This is a genomic window from Falsiphaeobacter marinintestinus (assembly GCF_007923355.1).
Lineage (GTDB): Bacteria > Pseudomonadota > Alphaproteobacteria > Rhodobacterales > Rhodobacteraceae > Phaeobacter_A > Phaeobacter_A marinintestinus.
This window is the reverse complement of record NZ_VOGO01000004.1, coordinates 366,338-383,757: the sequence shown is the minus strand read 5'-3', so window position 1 is coordinate 383,757 and position 17,420 is coordinate 366,338. Positions and strand designations below refer to the sequence as shown.

Annotated in this window: 17 protein-coding genes; 9 read left to right on the top strand and 8 right to left on the bottom strand. The window is 60.3% G+C overall.

Translation table 11 applies throughout. The features are described from left to right. Positions 1 to 120: 120 nt before the first annotated feature. Positions 121 to 825, top strand: a complete 705-nt coding sequence (locus FOY56_RS11585) for a hypothetical protein (protein ID WP_146345997.1) — start codon at positions 121 to 123, stop codon at positions 823 to 825. Between the two features lie 3 nt (positions 826 to 828). Here FOY56_RS11585 and trxC read toward each other — a convergent pair whose 3' ends face one another. Next, on the bottom strand, positions 829 to 1,254 hold the full coding sequence (gene trxC / locus FOY56_RS11580; protein WP_146345996.1) for a thioredoxin TrxC: 426 nt from the start codon (positions 1,252 to 1,254) through the stop codon (positions 829 to 831). A 182-nt stretch (positions 1,255 to 1,436) separates the two neighbouring features. Between trxC and FOY56_RS11575 the strand changes: the two genes are divergently transcribed. Next, positions 1,437 to 2,000 (top strand): L,D-transpeptidase, encoded by a 564-nt coding sequence (locus tag FOY56_RS11575; protein ID WP_146345995.1) that lies wholly within the window; start codon positions 1,437 to 1,439, stop codon positions 1,998 to 2,000. Positions 2,001 to 2,148: 148 nt separating this feature from the next. After that, positions 2,149 to 2,655, top strand: a complete 507-nt coding sequence (locus FOY56_RS11570) for a DUF4329 domain-containing protein (RefSeq protein WP_186766316.1) — start codon at positions 2,149 to 2,151, stop codon at positions 2,653 to 2,655. Positions 2,656 to 2,666: 11 nt separating this feature from the next. Here the strand turns inward: FOY56_RS11570 and FOY56_RS11565 are convergent, their stop codons facing one another. After that, complete coding sequence (locus tag FOY56_RS11565) at positions 2,667 to 3,284, bottom strand: SOS response-associated peptidase (RefSeq protein WP_146345993.1); 618 nt, start codon at positions 3,282 to 3,284, stop codon at positions 2,667 to 2,669. A gap of 69 nt (positions 3,285 to 3,353) precedes the next feature. Beyond that, positions 3,354 to 3,995: an arylesterase gene (locus tag FOY56_RS11560; RefSeq protein ID WP_146346039.1), complete on the bottom strand. Its 642-nt coding sequence runs from the start codon at positions 3,993 to 3,995 to the stop codon at positions 3,354 to 3,356. Between the two features lie 49 nt (positions 3,996 to 4,044). Here FOY56_RS11560 and FOY56_RS11555 point away from each other — a divergent pair, with 49 nt between their 5' ends. Together FOY56_RS11555 and FOY56_RS11550 are read left to right on the top strand one after the other, a co-directional pair. Beyond that, the gene (locus FOY56_RS11555; protein WP_146345992.1) at positions 4,045 to 4,740 is read left to right on the top strand and encodes an ABC transporter ATP-binding protein; all 696 of its coding nucleotides are present in this window, start codon (positions 4,045 to 4,047) and stop codon (positions 4,738 to 4,740) included. Next, the gene (locus FOY56_RS11550; protein WP_146345991.1) at positions 4,737 to 7,265 is read left to right on the top strand and encodes an ABC transporter permease; all 2,529 of its coding nucleotides are present in this window, start codon (positions 4,737 to 4,739) and stop codon (positions 7,263 to 7,265) included. Before FOY56_RS11555 ends, FOY56_RS11550 begins: the two co-directional genes overlap by 4 nt. Before the next feature lie 3 nt (positions 7,266 to 7,268). On the opposite strand, the gene FOY56_RS11545 is transcribed toward FOY56_RS11550, so the two are convergent. Continuing rightward, complete coding sequence (locus tag FOY56_RS11545; protein WP_146345990.1) at positions 7,269 to 7,715, bottom strand: RrF2 family transcriptional regulator; 447 nt, start codon at positions 7,713 to 7,715, stop codon at positions 7,269 to 7,271. A 106-nt stretch (positions 7,716 to 7,821) separates the two neighbouring features. Between FOY56_RS11545 and FOY56_RS11540 the strand changes: the two genes are divergently transcribed. After that, positions 7,822 to 8,394, top strand: a complete 573-nt coding sequence (locus FOY56_RS11540) for a gamma-glutamylcyclotransferase family protein (RefSeq protein ID WP_146345989.1) — start codon at positions 7,822 to 7,824, stop codon at positions 8,392 to 8,394. A 13-nt stretch (positions 8,395 to 8,407) separates the two neighbouring features. On the opposite strand, the gene gltX is transcribed toward FOY56_RS11540, so the two are convergent. Both gltX and FOY56_RS11530 read right to left on the bottom strand, forming a co-directional pair. Continuing rightward, complete coding sequence (gene gltX, locus FOY56_RS11535) at positions 8,408 to 9,730, bottom strand: glutamate--tRNA ligase (RefSeq protein ID WP_146345988.1); 1,323 nt, start codon at positions 9,728 to 9,730, stop codon at positions 8,408 to 8,410. 124 nt (positions 9,731 to 9,854) lie between these two features. Beyond that, positions 9,855 to 10,283 carry a DUF1801 domain-containing protein gene (locus FOY56_RS11530; protein WP_146345987.1) on the bottom strand — a complete coding sequence of 143 codons (429 nt, stop codon included), beginning with the start codon at positions 10,281 to 10,283 and terminating at the stop codon, positions 9,855 to 9,857. A 114-nt stretch (positions 10,284 to 10,397) separates the two neighbouring features. Between FOY56_RS11530 and FOY56_RS11525 the strand changes: the two genes are divergently transcribed. After that, positions 10,398 to 11,354 (top strand): MBL fold metallo-hydrolase, encoded by a 957-nt coding sequence (locus tag FOY56_RS11525; RefSeq protein WP_146345986.1) that lies wholly within the window; start codon positions 10,398 to 10,400, stop codon positions 11,352 to 11,354. Positions 11,355 to 11,421: 67 nt separating this feature from the next. On the opposite strand, the gene FOY56_RS11520 is transcribed toward FOY56_RS11525, so the two are convergent. Both FOY56_RS11520 and FOY56_RS11515 read right to left on the bottom strand, forming a co-directional pair. Then, complete coding sequence (locus FOY56_RS11520) at positions 11,422 to 12,741, bottom strand: NAD(P)/FAD-dependent oxidoreductase (RefSeq protein WP_146345985.1); 1,320 nt, start codon at positions 12,739 to 12,741, stop codon at positions 11,422 to 11,424. A 437-nt stretch (positions 12,742 to 13,178) separates the two neighbouring features. Further along, complete coding sequence (locus FOY56_RS11515; RefSeq protein ID WP_146345984.1) at positions 13,179 to 14,837, bottom strand: NAD+ synthase; 1,659 nt, start codon at positions 14,835 to 14,837, stop codon at positions 13,179 to 13,181. Between the two features lie 177 nt (positions 14,838 to 15,014). Here FOY56_RS11515 and FOY56_RS11510 point away from each other — a divergent pair, with 177 nt between their 5' ends. Together FOY56_RS11510 and FOY56_RS11505 are read left to right on the top strand one after the other, a co-directional pair. Next, on the top strand, positions 15,015 to 16,415 hold the full coding sequence (locus FOY56_RS11510) for an MORN repeat-containing protein (RefSeq protein ID WP_146345983.1): 1,401 nt from the start codon (positions 15,015 to 15,017) through the stop codon (positions 16,413 to 16,415). Between the two features lie 15 nt (positions 16,416 to 16,430). After that, positions 16,431 to 17,420, top strand: a complete 990-nt coding sequence (locus FOY56_RS11505; RefSeq protein ID WP_146345982.1) for a hypothetical protein — start codon at positions 16,431 to 16,433, stop codon at positions 17,418 to 17,420.

Here is a 17,420-nt window from a genome sequence, read left to right as displayed (position 1 = left end):
TGGGACGACCACCAAGACATAGCCAAAACCCGGTGCGATTGATATGAACAAGGGCGTTGGCCAGCGCCCGAGCGGGCCCTTGATCACTAAAAAAGACCGTGGAATTGACGGAGCCTGACCATGCGTTTTCTTTTCCTCGCGCTTTCGGCTGTGATTCTGACGGCCTGTGGCCAAGTCGACTATGACAAAGCTCCGACAGGCACGTTCACGGGCAGTCTGTTCGTCATGTGGATCGGCGAAGGCGGGCGCAGCGGCGATGGCAGTTTCGTCTTTGTCCCCAACCCACGCGATCCATTGCAATTCGTTCGCGCCGAAGGCCATGGCAGCGTCAGCAGGATCCAGCCCGAGATGATCTATACCGACGGGGGATCGATCCCACGCGCCGCGCAGTTGTTTAACGGCTTTGCGCCCTGGGGTTATGCTCCGGCCTATATGATTCATGACTGGCTGTTCGTGGCCAGGCACTGCTTGACCGACGAAACCCCAACCAAGGCAGAAGAAACCATTTCCGCGATGGCGTTTCAGGAAAGCGCCGAAATCATCGCCGAGGCGATCAAGACGCTGATCGACTCGGGCAAGGTTCAGCAAAACGACATCGCACCGCGGGTGATTTCAGGAACCGTGGCTGGCCCGATTTCTTATGCAAAGTGGGAGGCCAAGGGCGCTTGTGCCGCAAATCGAGTGTCTGAGGCCGATAAAGCCGCAGCCGAGGCCGCGATTCCCGGATCATCAAAAGCCCAGTTGAGCCGCATGGGACGCGTCGCCGGGGACGGAACTGTCGTGCCGGTCAAACCTGCCGAACTGGTGGCGACCCTGACGTTCTGAACGTCAGGACTGAACCCAACCAACGATCTGGTTTTCCTGCATCGCGCCCGACTGACGTTTCACTTCGCGCCCACCCGCAAACGCGACCATCGTCGGAATGCCACGAATGCGATAGGTTGCGCCCGCCTTCTGGTGGTCCTCGGTGTTCAGCTTGACCAGTCTTGCCTGCCCTCGCAACGTGTTGGCCGCCTTGGAAAACTCTGGCGCCATCATCCGGCAGGGGCCGCACCAGGGCGCCCAGAAATCTGCAACCAGCGGCAGATCGTCGTTCTTGGCCGCCTTGGCCAGGATCTTTGGATCGACTTCGACGGCTTTGCCGGGCATCAGCACCGCACCGCAAACGCCGCATTTTCCGCCCGATGCCAGTTTGTCTTCCGGCACCCGGTTCAACTGTCCGCACTCCAAACAGGTCAGTTTCTTTCCAGCCATCTCTGGTTTTTCCCCAAAATCACATTCCAAAATCCATATAAGTCTAAGGTGCGGCGTTTCCAACCCCGCAGAAACCGTTGGAAAAACGTCCCACTTTGTACACGATCCCGTGCCTGCCCATTGACCAAAGGACGAACCATGGCATCATAAGCGTTCAGAATCTTTGTATCTCGGGCCATATCATGATTTCACGTCGCACGTTTCTTGCAACATCCGCCGCTACTGCAACAGCAGCCAGTCTGCCCGAACTTGGATTGGCTCAGGCCGACGCGTTCGACCCGACTCCACAATACGTTCGGATCAAGAAAGACTTTCAGCCCGGACAGATGCTGATCTTGCCGCGATCCTATTATTTGTACTACGTGACCGAGCCGCGTCAGGCGCTTCGGTACGGGGTGGGTGTTGGCAAGGCCGGGCTTGAGTTTTCAGGAACCGCCGTCATTCAGGTCAAGAAAGAGTGGCCAACATGGCGTCCGACCGACGAAATGATTGAGCGCAGCCCGCAGACTTATGGGCGGTTCAAAGACAATGATTACGTCCAACCCGGTGGCCCCGAAAACCCTCTGGGTGCGCGCGCGTTGTACCTGTTTCAAAACGGCGTTGACACGTATTTCCGCATTCACGGGACCACCCAGCCAGAAAGCATCGGGCAATCCTGGTCGAACGGCTGCATCCGGATGCTGAACGAACATGTCACAGATCTGTACGAACGGGTTCCGGTCGGAACCGTCGTAACGGTTCTGTAAACCTGGCATCAGAGATGACGCAGCGGACCCCGCTGAGGTGTCCGGCAGAACGACTGAAATCACCGAACGGAGGCGCGACATGCGTCAGGTCGCCAGCCCGTTAACAAGGCGTGTGGTGCAGAGCGTTTGTCTGTTGACGAGCGCTTTGTTGGCAGCCCCTGTTCTGGGCGAAACCGCCTTTACGCCGCCAGATCCGGCGCAGATCACCATGCTGAAAGACAGACTGGACCCGCTTCAGCTTTTGTCTTTTGCTGCCGGGTACGAATACTGCGGTTACCTGTTCCAAAAAGATGACGGGACGCTCGTGTTCACAGACATGGTGCGCGGCGGTCACAATGGATGCACGCCTGAGATGCCGGAAAACGGCCTGACACGGATTGCATCACTGCACACACACGGTGCCTATGACCCATCCGTTCCGGCCGAATTTCCAACCGTGCGCGATATGGAAAGCGACCGGGCCGAAGGCGTGAATGGATACATTTCGACCCCCGGAGGGCGGCTGTGGTACATCGACAGTCAGGCGATGGTGACCGTCCAGCTTTGCGGTCTGAACTGCCTGCCGCAAGATCCGCTGTTTCACGCGGGCGACGATGGTCCGATCGCTGAAACCTATACGTATGAACAACTCAAAGCCGTGGAAACGCTACAGTAATCGGCACAGCCTTACGGCGCATTCCAATCGACATCATCCGCTTTCTGAACGACCAGACGCCCGTCTGGCCAGGGCACCATCAGGGGCCTGGCAGCATCTTCATCGCCGTTCAGCCAAGTCCGGATATCCTCGGGTCGCAGGATGACCCCCATTCGGTCGTGAATTTCGGCCACGTCACCCGACGGGGCACAGGTCACGGTGGCCAGTTGCGGCACGGCCTGCCCGCCCGGAGCGGTCCAGACATCCGTGATCGCGGCAAAAAACAATCCACGGCCATCCACAGGCGCAATCCGCCATGCTGTCTTGCGCCGGGCCTTTCCCGTCCACTCATACCAGCCATCAAGCGGCACAACCGCCCGACCAACCCCGTCGAATGCCGATTTGTCGAACACCGTTTCTGACCGCGCGTTGATGATGGTTTCCATGACCGGTCGCCCACGTGCGTTGACGCGCCCGACGGGGATCATCCCCCAGCGCATCTGCTTCAGCCCGTCCGAGGTAATTGCGACTACCTCTTGCCCCGGCTTGATGTTGCGTCGGGGCGGGTCGTGCGCGTGATATCCGGGATCAAGCCCCAGATCCCGGGCGATACCGGCCACAGGTGTCGTCAGAAAAAACCGGCCGGGCATTGGCGGACCTCTTGCACAGATCAATCTGGGTGACAGTGTCCGACAGCCAAATGCCTCTGGCAAGTCATCTCAGTCAGCGTCAGCCCGTTCGACAAGGTCCAGCACAAAAGGCCCCAACCCGTTGACCACCCGTTTCACACCTTCAGCGTTAGGATGAATGCCGTCGGCTTGAAAAAAGTCGCGGGCTTGCGCCGGATCTTGCCCTTCGGACATCAACCCGATGAAAAAGCTTTCGACGAACAGAGCGTCATAATCCAGGGCCAGTTCGGGATACATTGCATCAAAAGCCGCTTTGTAGTCGGGGCCGTAGTTTCCCGGCGCCTGTATGCCGATCAACAGAACCTCGACACCCCCGCCCTGCGCCGCCTCAAGGATGGTCGTCAGGTTGGCGCGCGCTGCATCCGGATCAATCCCGCGCAACAGGTCGTTTCCACCCAGCGCAACGATCATCGCATCGACATCGGGCGTCAGCGTCCAGCCCGCCCGCGCAGCGCCACCCGCCGTTGTATCACCCGAGACACCGGCATTGATCAAAGCAACGTCCGCCCCTTTTGCGTCAAGCCAGGTTTGCAGCTGAGGAACGAACCCATCCTCGGGCGGCAGGCCATAGCCTTGGGTCAGACTGTCGCCCAGGGCGGCCACCGTGACGGTATCGGCCGTGGCCACAAAGCCGCACATCGAGAAAACAAGGCTGATCAGAAACTTGCGCATCGGCAGGAATGCTCCATATCCAAGTGACACCACAAAGGCGCGGGGGCCTATGACCGATCCCATCCTTTCGCTCAAAGATGCCGCTTTGTCGCTGAATGGCAATGCCGGACGTATCGATATCCTGCATGGCATCACGCTGGATGTCCGCCCGAAAGAGACCTTGGCGCTTGTCGGCCCCTCGGGATCGGGCAAATCGTCCTTGCTGATGCTGATGGGCGGGCTTGAGCGCGCCACAAGTGGCACGATATCCGCACTCGGCCGTGACCTGACAGCGCTGGACGAAGACGCACTGGCCCGGTTTCGGCGCGATCACATGGGCGTTGTGTTTCAGTCCTTTCATCTGATCCCGACCATGACTGCGTTGGAAAACGTGGCGACACCGCTGGAACTGGCCGGTGATCGCAATGCGTTTGCCCGCGCCGCAGATGAGCTTGCCAATGTCGGCCTGTCGCATCGCGCCGAACATTACCCGGCGCAGTTGTCCGGCGGCGAACAGCAACGGGTGGCTCTGGCACGTGCCGCAGCACCGAGGCCCGATATTCTGCTTGCGGACGAACCCACCGGCAATCTGGACGAAACCAATGGGGCGGCGATCATGGATCTGCTGCTCGACCTGCGCGACCAGTACGGATCGACGCTGGTGCTGGTCACCCATGCTACGGATCTGGCCAACCGCTGTGACCGGGTGATCCGGCTGCGGGACGGGCGTATCGCCGAAACCCCGGCACAGGACGCGGCTGAATGAGCCTTGCTCTATCGGCCCGCCTTGCCCGGCGCGAACTGCGCGGTGGCTTGCGCGGCTTTCGCATCTTTCTGGCCTGCCTTGCCCTTGGCGTGGCCGCCATTGCTGCGGTCGGATCGGTGCGTGCCAGCATCGAAGCCGGATTGGCCCGTGAGGGTGCTGCGCTTCTTGGCGGCGATGCCGAGATGGAGTTCACCTATCGCTTTGCCTCTGATGTTGAACAGGCGTGGATGACCAAAACCGCCCTGAACGTCTCGGAAGTCGTCGATTTTCGTTCAATGGCCGTGGTCGACATCAACGGTCAGGTCGAACGTGGCCTGACCCAGGTGAAATCCGTCGACGCGGCCTACCCCCTGATCGGAGCTGTGCAACTGACGCCCAACATGCCTCTGAACACTGCACTGGCCGGCAAAGACGGGCTGCCCGGGGCGGTGATGGAACGTGTCCTGATCGATCGGCTTGGTTTGTCGGTTGGTGACCGATTTCGTCTTGGCACACAGGATTTTGTGTTGATGGCAACGCTGGCCCATGAACCTGACGGCGCTGGCGACGGCTTTGGTCTGGGGCCGCGCACGTTGGTGACGACCGAGGCATTGGGCGCGTCGGGTTTGCTTGCGCCCGGCACGTTGTTTTCCACCAAATACCGGCTGGATTTACCCGAGGGCGTTGATCTTGCAAAGCTTGAGAACGAGGCCCAACAGGCCTTCGCCGACAACGGCCTGCGCTGGACCGATGCCCGCAACGGGGCCCCGGGCGTGGCCCTGTTCGTTGAGCGTCTGGGCGCGTTTCTGGTACTTGTTGGCCTGTCCGGGCTGGCTGTCGGCGGTGTCGGGGTTTCGGCAGCTGTGCGCGCCTACCTTGCCGGAAAGACCGGCGTAATCGCCACGCTGCGGACTTTGGGCGCGGATCGGGCGACAGTTTTCCAGACCTACTTCATCCAGATTGGTCTGTTGTCGATTGTCGGCATCACCATCGGTATCGCCCTTGGCGGGGTGCTCCCGATCCTGCTGGGGCCACTGATCGAAGCCCGGCTTCCGGTTCCTGCGGTGTTCACACTCTATCCCGCGCCATTGGGCGAAGCCGCGCTTTATGGCCTGTTGACCGCGTTCGTCTTCACCCTCTGGCCACTGGCCCGCACAGAAGAGGTTCGGGCCGCCGCCCTGTTTCGCGAGGCACTGACCGCAGCCCGATTGCTTCCCGGCCCACGCTATCTGGTCACAATTGCCGCCGGGCTGGCCCTGTTGATCGGGTCCGCTGCGTGGTTCAGCGGGTCGCCGCGTCTGACGCTTTGGACCGCCGCAGGCATCGCAGGGGCATTGGTTCTGTTGTCGATGGCAGCTTTTCTGATTCGCCTGATCGCCCGGAAAGGCAAAACCGCCGCCCGGGGCCGCCCGGCCCTCAGATGGGCGCTCGATTCGATCGGCGGCGGACAGGAAGGCGCGGGATCGGTGGTTCTGTCTCTGGGTCTGGGCCTGTCCGTTTTGGCCGCCGTTGGCCAGATCGACGGCAATCTGCGCACGGCGATTTCCGGCAACCTGCCTGACGTTGCACCGTCATACTTTTTTGTCGATATCCAGAAAGACCAGATGCCGGGCTTTATGGACCGGCTGGAAACCGACCCAGCCGTCAGCCGCATTGAAACCGCGCCGATGTTGCGCGGTGTGATTACCCGGATCAATGGCCAGCCTGCCCGCGACGTTGCAGGCAATCACTGGGTGCTGGACGGCGACCGGGGCGTTACCTATTCTGTCGCGCCACCAACCAACGCCCGCATCACCGCCGGCACATGGTGGGAAGAAGACTATTCTGGCCCGCCCCAGATCAGTTTCGCCGATGAAGAGGCGGAAGAGATGGGCCTGAAACTTGGTGATGCCCTGACGGTCAATATCCTGGGACGGGACATCACAGCCACCATAACCAGTTTCCGCGAGGTTGATTTTTCGACGGCGGGTATGGGGTTCATCCTGTCAATGAACCCATCAGCGCTGGCCGGTGCCCCGCACAGTTTTATCGCGACCGTTTATGCCCAAGAACAAGCCGAAGCCGCCATCCTGCGCGATCTGGCGGGCCAGTTCCCCAACATCACCGCCATCCGCGTGCGTGACGCGATCAACCGGGTGTCGGACCTGTTGGCGGGACTGGCCGCCGCCACATCTTATGGCGCAGGGATTTCGCTTTTGACCGGGTTTCTCGTGCTGATCGGTGCGGCGGCGGCGGGCGAAACTGCGCGCACCTATGAATCCGCCGTGCTGAAAACGCTGGGCGCGTCACGCCGCAGCATATTACTGAGCTTCGTGTTGCGCGGCGCCATGCTGGGCGCGGCTGCCGGGATCGTGGCACTGGCCACCGGGTTGATCGGGGGGTGGCTGGTCAGCGAACGTGTACTGGAAACCGGATTCACAGTGATCTGGCCATCGGCCATTGCGATCATTCTGGGCGGAATCGGGGCGACTCTGATCGCGGGTATCCTGTTTGCGTGGCGACCCCTCGCCGCCCGCCCGGCCCAAATTCTCAGAGCCCGCGAATAACCATCACCGGGAGCATTGCACCGGCTGCAGGATTTGCATCAACTCGGTGTTGTCACAGACCAGCGCCTCAAGCGTGATTTCGTCCAATGAGGCATAAAATGCCTGCGCCGCATCGGCCAAGGCCACTTTCAGGCGGCATGCCTTCACCAATGGGCAGGTGTTGTCGGCATCCGCAAAACATTCGGCAATCGGAAGCCCGCCTTCGATGTGGCGGAACACCTGACCGATATAGATGTCGTTAGCGTCGCGGGCCAAGGTCATGCCCCCATTGCGACCGCGCTGGGTTCGCAAATAGTTAAGCTGACTCAATTGGTTGATCACCTGAGCCAGATGGTTTTCCGATATGTTGCAGCACTCAGCGATCTCGGCCTTGGTGACAAGCCGGTCCCGATGGGCAGCGCAATACATCATCAGACGAATTGCTATATTGGTTCGCTTGGTAATACGCAATTGACGTCCCCCCATTTGACTATGACGATTATACATCGCACATCGCGCTAAAACATGGTTTGACATACATCAATTATTCCGAAATTGCGTCAGAAGGGCCAATCGAATGGCGGATCCCTATTTCTTTGGCTACGGCAGTCTGGTGAACCGGACGACGCATGATTTCCCAATGCCACGCCGGGCGACGCTAAAAGGATGGCGCCGCGCCTGGCGACACACAGATTTACGCCCGGTCGCATTTCTGACCGCAATCCCGGACAGCGACGGTGAGATCGACGGGCTAATCGCACATGTCCCGGATGACGATTGGGATGCGCTGGATCAGCGCGAATGGGCCTACGACCGAATCCCGGTGACTGATCGTGTGACCCACCCTCTCAGTCAGGACATCGAGGTTGCCGTTTATGCTGTGCCCGAAGATCGCCATAGCGCGCCAACCGACAAACACCCAATCTTGCTGAGCTATCTCGACGTGGTGTTACAGGGCTATTTGCATGAATTCGGCGAAGACGGCGTCAGGCGTTTTCTGTCGACCACCGATGGATGGGACGCGCCTGTTCTGAATGACCGCGCTGCGCCAAAATACCCCCGGCACAGGCTGTTAAGCGCCGGGGAAATCGCGTTTGTGGATGAGTGTCTGCAATCCGTAGCCGCGCGGATATCCGACACCACGTCCTGAACGCCGACTTGCGTTAGACTTTTGGCAAGGTCTGAAGCAACGGCATCAAAGCCGCCATTTCCGGTCCGCGCTCTTGCCCGGTCAGAGCCTTGCGCAATGGCATGAACAGTTTCTTGCCTTTGCGGCCCGTCGCGTCTTTCACGGCCGATGTCCAGTTGCTCCAGGTGTCACCGTCAAACGGGCCATCGGGCAGCATCGCCAGGGCCTGCGCAATAAAGTCCCTGTCTTCGTCATCGATCAGCGGCTCGGCCCCATCGCGGCACAGGCTCCACCACCGGTCGAGATCGCCCAAGGTCGAGATGTTGTCGCGCGCCATCAGCCAGAACGCCTCTGCGATCTCGTCAGGCACGCCCAGAGTGGACACCGTGTCCTTCACATCGGCCAGTGGCAGCCGCTGAAGGTAATGGGCGGTCAACGGAAACAGGTCCTGTTCGTCAAACTTGGTCGGCGCGGCGCCAAACCGGGTGATGTCGAACCCATCGATCAGCTCTGCCATCTCGTTGCGCAGATCCACCGGATCGGACGACCCCAGTCGCGCCATCTGGCTAAGCAATGCCATCGGCTGCACACCCTGCTCACGCAGATCACGCAGGGCCAGTGTGCCCAATCGTTTCGACAGCGCTTCGCCCTGTGGGCCGGTCAACAGCGAGTGGTGCGCAAATCGCGGATGGTCCTGTCCAAGGGCCGACATGATCTGGATCTGGGTGGCAGTGTTGGTCACATGATCCGATCCCCGCACCACATCCGTCACGCCCATTTCAGTATCGTCCACAACCGAGGCCAAAGTGTACAACACTTGCCCATCGCCCCGGATCAGCACCGGATCCGAAACCGAGGCCGCATCGATCGAGATATCGCCCAGAATACCGTCCGCCCATTCGATGCGTTCATGATCCAGCTTGAAGCGCCACACACCCGCGCCACGCTCGGCCCGCAACGCGGATTTTTCATCTTCGCTCAGCTGCAACGCCGCCCGGTCATAGACTGGCGGTTTGCCCATGTTCAGCTGCTTCTTGCGCTTGAGATCCAGTTCCGTGGGGCTTTCGAAGGCCTCGTAAAACCGACCCATGTCGCGCAGGCGGTCTGCGGCGTCGGCGTAGCGGTCCAGACGCGTGGACTGCCGTTCAACCCTGTCCCAATGCAGGCCCAACCACTCAAGATCCTGTTTGATCGCGTCGACGTATTCTTCTTTCGACCGCTCGGGGTCGGTGTCGTCGATGCGCAGAATGAAGGTGCCGCCAGCCTTGCGCGCGATGAGATAGTTCATCAGCGCCGTGCGCAGGTTGCCGACGTGAATATAGCCGGTGGGCGATGGGGCAAAACGGGTCGTGGTCATGGGAGACTCCTATCGGGCCAGCGCCCTTTCCCACAAGGCGCGTGGTTTGTCCAGCAATCCGCCTTTAACGCGCCTTCCGCGCGTGCCTGCGGCGCGGGTATTTATACCAAGAAAGAAGCCGGGATCAGGTTGGTGCGATCGGCCAGCGGGTCTGTAGGTCAGCCAACCCGGCGCGGATCAATTCAGCCAGAACATCCAGATCGATATCGGCCAGTTTGTTGACATAGAGACAGGACTTGCCGATGCGGTGTTTCCCAAGCCGAGCCAGGATCGGTGTGAAATCTGCATAACCGGGCATGATATAGATCGAGTGTGTCGTCTTGCGCGGTGAAAACCCGGTGGCCAGAAAATCACCCTCACGCCCGCTGTCATAAACATAGTGATACTGGCCATAACCAACGATGGACGGCCCCCACATGTGCGGCTGAAACCCGGTCACGTTTCGAAACAGGGCATCAAGCTGGCGAGACTCATCTGCTTTGCGATCCGGAGCGACGGACTCCAGAAAGGCTGAAACATCGACATTCGTCAGAATTGTCTTATTTTTGGTCATAACGTGATCGTTACCTGTGTTTGTCGATTTTCTCGCAGTAAACTTGGTGTCACGGTCGCCCTGACACAAAGCTGCGCTATCTTCACCTGCATGGCAACAAGAGGGTTCTGAACCATGACCAAGGATTTGACTACTATAAGCCGCCGGTCCCTTATGGGAGCCGCCGCCGCGCTGCCGCTGGCCGCTGCTGCCACCGGCGTGTCAACTGGCGCCGCCACAGCCGCCGGCCATGGCGGCGGCGCGCCGATGCCGAAGTCGCGGTCGTTCAAACTGGGCGATTTCAGCGTGACAACATTGCTGGATGGCAGCGTTTCCCGCGACGGCGTCAAGGACATCTTTGGAGGCAACGCCTCGGACGAGGCGTTTGCTCAAGTGTCTGCCGAGAACTTTATCTCGGCCGAAGCGGCGCAGTTCTATTTCACCCCGACGCTGGTCGACACAGGCAGCGAGCTGATCCTGTTTGACACCGGGTTGGGGCGTGGCGGGATCGTCGCCGCATTGGCAGAAGCTGGCGTGACCCCGGATCAGATCGACGTGGTTGTTCTGACGCACATGCATCCGGACCATATCGGCGGCCTGATGACGGACGGCGCGGCGACCTTTGCCAACGCGCGGTATGTCACCGGATCGACCGAGTATAATTTCTGGAGCAAGATGGAGGCCGGCAACCGGGTCGGCGATCTGGTCGCCAAGAACGTGACGCCGCTGGCCGAGAAGATGGCGTTCATCGAGGACGGAGCCAGCGTTTCCTCAGGCATCACCGCTATGGAGGCGTTCGGGCATACTCCGGGTCACATGACCTTCATGCTGGAAAGCGGCGGGCGGCAGCTGGTGCTGACAGCGGATCTGGCCAACCACTATGTCTGGTCCTTTGCGCACCCTGAATGGGTTGTCAGCTTTGACAGCGACAAGGACATGGCCACGGCGTCGCGGCGCAAAATCTTGGGTATGTTGGCCGCTGATCAAGTGCCGATGATCGGCTATCACATGCCGTTCCCTGCGGCCGGGTTTGTCGCCCCCCGCGGTGACGGGTTCCGCTATGTTCCGGTCAGCTATCAGTTGATGGGATGAGACAGGGTGGGGTCCGGCCTGTCCAGGCCCCAACGCCGCGCCCACATCGTATCGCCTGAAACGCCCGCTACAAGTGTATCCGGCTGCCGTCGGAAAAGCGCGACAGCCGGAACGGGGTCGGGTCAACCAAAGGCGTGTCGCCGGTGACAAGATCAGCAGCGAGCTTGCCAGCCGCCGGACCGATGCCAAATCCATGGCCCGAGAACCCGGTGGAAATCAGCAATCCGGGAAGCTCTTCAACCGGAGAGATCACCGGAATGGCGTCCGGTGTCACGTCGATCATCCCGGCCCAGCTTTGTACGATTTCGGCACTTTCAAGAACCGGAAAGGCAGAGCGTGCCCGCGCCCAGCTTTGTCGCAGAATGCGTTGTGATGGTTCGGGATCGAGGATCCGGCACAGCTCGAACGGAGTGCGCTCATCCGGGGCCCAGCGCCGTGCCTGCCCGGCTTCCTCGCGCCAGCGGCCCGACAGGCGGAAGCGCAGGGATTGCCGCTCTTCCATGAAGGCCGGCAGAAACCTGAGACCCAGTCGAAAGCTATCAGGAACAATGTCGACGATGTTTTCACTGCCCGAGGCAACGGTATAGCCGCCGTCTTCCCGTTTGCGCAGGGCAAAGCCCTTGGCCCAGATCGACGCTTCGGGGCCGCCTTCGATCGCAGTTGTCCGCATCACCGTGTTCAGGGTCTTGAGCTGAGGTAATTCGATCCCAGCATTGCCCGCGAACAACCGGGACCATGCGCCGCCCGCCAGCACAACCGCGTCACAGGCGACCCGGCCGCGTTCAGTGACGACACCGGTCACCCGCCCCGCCTGAATGTCGAGGCTGCGAACGGCGCATCCAGTAATCACCTTCGCACCCCGGTCGCGGGCACCTTCGGCAATCGCCGGGGCGACCCATTGCGGTTCGGCCCGGCCGTCCATCGGGGTATGGAGCGCCCCTTTGACTTTCATCTGGTGCCCCCGCATCAACTGGTCCAGATCTTTACCCTCAACCATCCGGCACTCGATCTGATGTGGGTCCAGTTGCCTGATCCAGCGGGCGTGCAGATCATAAGATTTCTGCGTCGCCGTGGTGAAGAGAATCCCGGTTTTGCGGTACCCTGTCTTGCGCCCGAGGCGGACATCAAGCCCTTCCCAGATGCGGACCGCTTCCAGCATCAGCGGAATTTCTCGGGGGTCGCGCATCGACAGCCGAACCCAGCCCCAGTTGCGGCTGGATTGTTCAGCTCCGATCTGGCCTTTTTCGCAGATCAGGACAGAGAGACCGCGTTCTGCAAGTTCCAGCGCTGTCGAGGTTCCGATGATGCCTCCGCCAATCACAATCACATCGACCTTTGCCGGCAGGGACGGATCGGGGTGGAACGCCGAAACGGCGGGACCTGGCATGTCGGGAACCTCTTTTAAGCAGCTTTCCGGATTCACCATTCAGATATGAATCGGTTAGACAATCCTCAAACGCTGTGCCCGGATCAGAAGACATAAGGATTGGGCAGGATCGCAACGGTATTGGCCTATCACGGCCCTTTTCCACGCCTGCCCCAGGGTCAATTGAGGGATCGTCCACAGAGGGTGAGATGTTGGATTGTGATCGCGCGTTTTTTACATCGGTGAGTTGACCGGATAGACCGGGCTTTTTCTATAACAAATGGGCGGTTTACGTGATGGTCCTGGTGGACGAGATTTCGGTGGCCCGATGTCTGCTGCAGATCGACCCTTCGAAACTGAAGGGCGGCGGGCGGGGCAAGGGGGCGCTGCCCCCTCTTGGCCATTGGCCAATTCACCCCCGGGGTACTTCCAACAAGAAAGAAGCCCTTGGACCGGTTTCAGCTGTCGTCGCGCCAGCGGTTGACGATGGGGTAGCGACGGTCGAGCCAGAAGGCGTGTTTGGTCAGCCGGGCACCCGGCGCGGACTGGAAGCGCTTGTATTCACTGATATAAATCAGATGTTCGACCTTTTTAGCAGTGGCCCGGTCGAACCCGGCGGCGACGCAATCGGCGATCGAGCCGTCCTGATCGACGAGAATGTCGAGCAATGCATCTAGTTCGGGGTAGTCCGGCAGGCTGTCGCTGTCTTTTTGATCTTCGCGCAACTCGGCGGTCGGGGGTTTGTCGATGACGCGTTGGGGGATGACTTCGCCCTCTGGGCCCATCATCCAGTCGCGTTTTGTACAATTCCGCCAACGGCAGGTTTCGAAAACGCGCGTTTTGTACATGTCCTTGATCGGGTTATAGCCCCCCGCCATGTCGCCATAGATCGTGGCATAGCCGACCGCGACTTCGGATTTGTTGCCGGTGGTCAACAGCATCTCGCCGAACTTGTTCGAGAGCGCCATCAGCAGCAGCCCGCGCAGGCGGGACTGGATGTTTTCTTCGGCCAGCCCTGGCTCGAGCCCCTCAAACAGCGGCGCCAGCGTGTTGGTGATTGCCGCGCGGCCTTCGCTGATCGGAACATAGTCATATCGACAACCCAGTGCCCTGGCGACGGCCTTGGCATCATCGAGCGACTCTTGCGAGGTGTATTCGGACGGCAGCATCACGCAGCGGACGTTTTCGGCGCCCAGCGCATCGACTGCGATGGTGGCGACAATGGCTGAATCGATGCCGCCGGACAGGCCCAGCAGAACCTTCTTGAAGCCGGTCTTGCGCATGTAATCACGCAATGACAGCACCATGACCTGATAGTCCTGCTCCCACTCGGACGCATGAACATGCACCTCGCCCGGGACGATCTGCCAGCCGTCGTCCCCCCGTTCGAGATCGACATGGCTGATCGCGGCATCGAATTGCGGCATCTGGAAGGCCAGTTTGCCACCGGGGTTCAGCCCGAAGGTGGCGCCATCGAACACCTGATCATCCTGACCGCCGACCATATTGAGATAGATCAGCGGCAGGCCGGTTTCGATCACCCGCGATACCATCAGCGTCAACCGCGTATCATGCTTGCCGCGGTAATAGGGCGAGCCATTGGGAACCAGCAGGAATTCGGCCCCGGTTTCAGCCAGAGTTTCGGCGACGTCCTCGTGCCAGGCATCTTCGCAGATCGGCGATCCGATCCGGGTGTTGCCAACCGAATAAGGTCCGCCCAGCGGTCCGGCATCATAGACGCGAACCTCGTCAAAGACGGTTTCATTGGGCAGATGGTGTTTCAGCACGGTGCTGGTGATCTTGCCGCCCTTGAGGATCAGGTAGGCGTTGAAAAGTTCGGCCCCTTCGACCCACGGGCTGCCGATGGCAAGCGCGGGGCCATCGGCGCAGGCCTCGGCCAGGGCACGAACCTCTGAGATGGCGGCGGTATGGAACGCCGGTTTCATCACCAGATCCTGCGCATTGTAGCCGGTGATAAACATTTCCGGCAGTGCAACCAGATCCGCGCCCGCGGCACGCCCCTGCTCCCACGCGTCACGGGCCTGTGCGGCGTTTCCCTTCAAATCCCCCACGACGGGATTCAGCTGCGCGAGTGTGATCCGGAACCGGTCGGCCATTGTCGCCCTCATGTCCTGCTTGCTTCCCTGTCCTTTATCAGATCAGGCCCCGGGGGAAAGGGGGTGGAAAAGCGGTTTCGCCCTGAACCGGAAAAGGCGTTGCCCGATGCGGCGGGCTCGCCTAAGTTTTAGAAACCCGGACATAACGGGAGATGGATGAGCAGGCGGGATACGCAGATGACCAATTTTGGCAAAACGGCTTTGGCCCTTGGTGCGGCTTTGGCCCTGAGCGGGCAAGCGGTGGCGCAGGATGCGCAGGTTCTGACAACGCAGGACGATATCGGCGGCGTGTACGAAGGGTCGTTTCGCGGCGGGCTGCAGCATGGGGTCGGCAGTTATTCGCTTCCGAACGGATATGATTATTCTGGCGAATGGGTCGATGGCGAGATCAAGGGCAAGGGCACCGCGCGCTTTCCCAACGGATCGGTCTATGAAGGCGAATTCGCCAAAGGCAAGCCCGAAGGCGTCGGCAAGATCACCTTTGCCGATGGCGGCACCTATGAAGGCGAATGGATCGGCGGCGTGATCAATGGTCAGGGCATTGCGGTTTATGCCAACGGCGTGCGGTATGAAGGCGCGTTCCAGAATGCCCGCCACCACGGTCAGGGCGTAATGACCAGCCCCGGTGGATACACGTATGCGGGCGGCTGGATCGAGGGCGAAAAGGACGGCAAAGGCAAGATCACCTATCCCGATGGCGCAACCTATGAGGGCGAAATCGTTCAGGGTCAGTTGCAGGGTGAAGGCACGCTCAGCCTGCCTGACGGTCTGATCTATACCGGGATGTGGGCCGATGGTCAGATCAGCGGGGTTGGCACGCTGACCCAGCCAAATGGCGATGTATACGAAGGCGAATTTGTCGCCGGACGCCGCGAAGGGCGCGGCAAGGTCATTTATGCCAACGGCTATGTCTATCAGGGTGAGTTCGCGGATGACCGCCGCCATGGGCAAGGCACGTTTACCGGCACCGATGGCTATGTCTATTCCGGGTCGTGGATTGCCGGGCAGATCGAAGGCGAAGGTCAGGTGACCTATCCTGACGGGTCCGTCTATGTCGGCCAGTTCCGCGCGGATCTGTCGGATGGCAAGGGCAAGATCACCTATCCCGACGGATCGACCTATGAGGGCGACTGGGTGGCCGGTGTGATCGACGGCGAAGGCACGGCGGTTTATGCGAATGGTGTGGTCTATAAGGGCGCTTTCGTGAACGCCAAGAACAATGGCTTTGGCATCATCACCTATCCCGACGGATATCGGTATGAAGGCGATTGGGCCGATGGCAAGCGCAGTGGAAATGGCAAGGCAACCTATGCCGACGGATCGGTCTATACCGGGCAGTTCGTCGACGGCCAGCGCGCGGGTGACGGCGAGATCAAGATGGCCAACGGCTTTAGCTATAAGGGCCAGTGGCAGGACGGCAAGATCAGCGGCAGTGGCGTGGCGACCTATGCCAATGGCGATATTTACGAGGGTAATTTTCTGAACGGCAAGCGTCAGGGTCAGGGCACCATGCGCTATGCCACCGGGCAGGAAGCGACCGGAGACTGGCAGAACGGCGCCCTGAGCGAAGATGGCTGAGGCCGTTTTGCGGGCATGAATACACTTGCTTTTCTGCTGCCAGACGCAGATTTAACGCGCCAGCGCGCGTTATGTTACAGCTTTTTGTCGGCTTTGAAACACAGCCCCGATCCGGATGCGATCCGCTGGGTAGTGGTAAGCCCCAAGGACGTAAGGCGGGACGATCTGCCAGCTGACCATGTGATCTTGCCACAGTCCGACACGCCCCGCATTACCGCGCTTCAGGCAGTTTGCGCCGATGCAACCGGCAAGGTTTGCCTGATCGATACCGCCACAGATTTCCGGGCCGATCCGGCGCGGTTGTTCGACCGGATCGACGCCGATCATGCGTTGCTGCACGGGGCCGACGGGGTGATGGGCGGGGCCGACGGAAGCAAGGCAATCGATGTTGATACGGTATCGGCAGAGGACGTGCCTTCCCGTGCACCGCGTTTCTCCCCCGCAGTGATCGGTCTTGATCCTTCAGGATTCACCCTGATCCCGGACATGCTGGCCCTGTCCGGGCAATTGCACGTTTCGAACGCGGAAGACCTGGCCATCTCGACCGCTTTATCGCGTACCCTGCAGATCGAAACCTGCGAAGACCTTATTGTGCGGCACACCGGCCATCGGCGGCACATTTATCACGGCCGATTGCAGCACTTGTTCCCTGACGGGCGCGTTGCCGATGCCCGTGCCATGGCCAACGCCCTGCCCCGGATCACGGCCCCGCCACAGCCACTGGCGCTCAAGATCCGGGCCCGGGTTTATGGCCTGACACATCGTCTGAACAAGCCCGAGCGCGCGGCCTATCTGGCCTATCTCTGCAGCCTGTCCGCTCCGACGCAGGATGGCCGCAGCGTGTGGGCCAATATCACCCTTGATATGATCCTGGAGAACGGAACCGATATCGACCGGTCTGCGCGGGTCTTCACAGCCTTTGCGCCAGATGCGCTGGCCGGAACAGGCTTGTCCCCCGACACGCAGGCGCGCTGGTCAGACTACTGGGCCAGCACCTCACGGTGA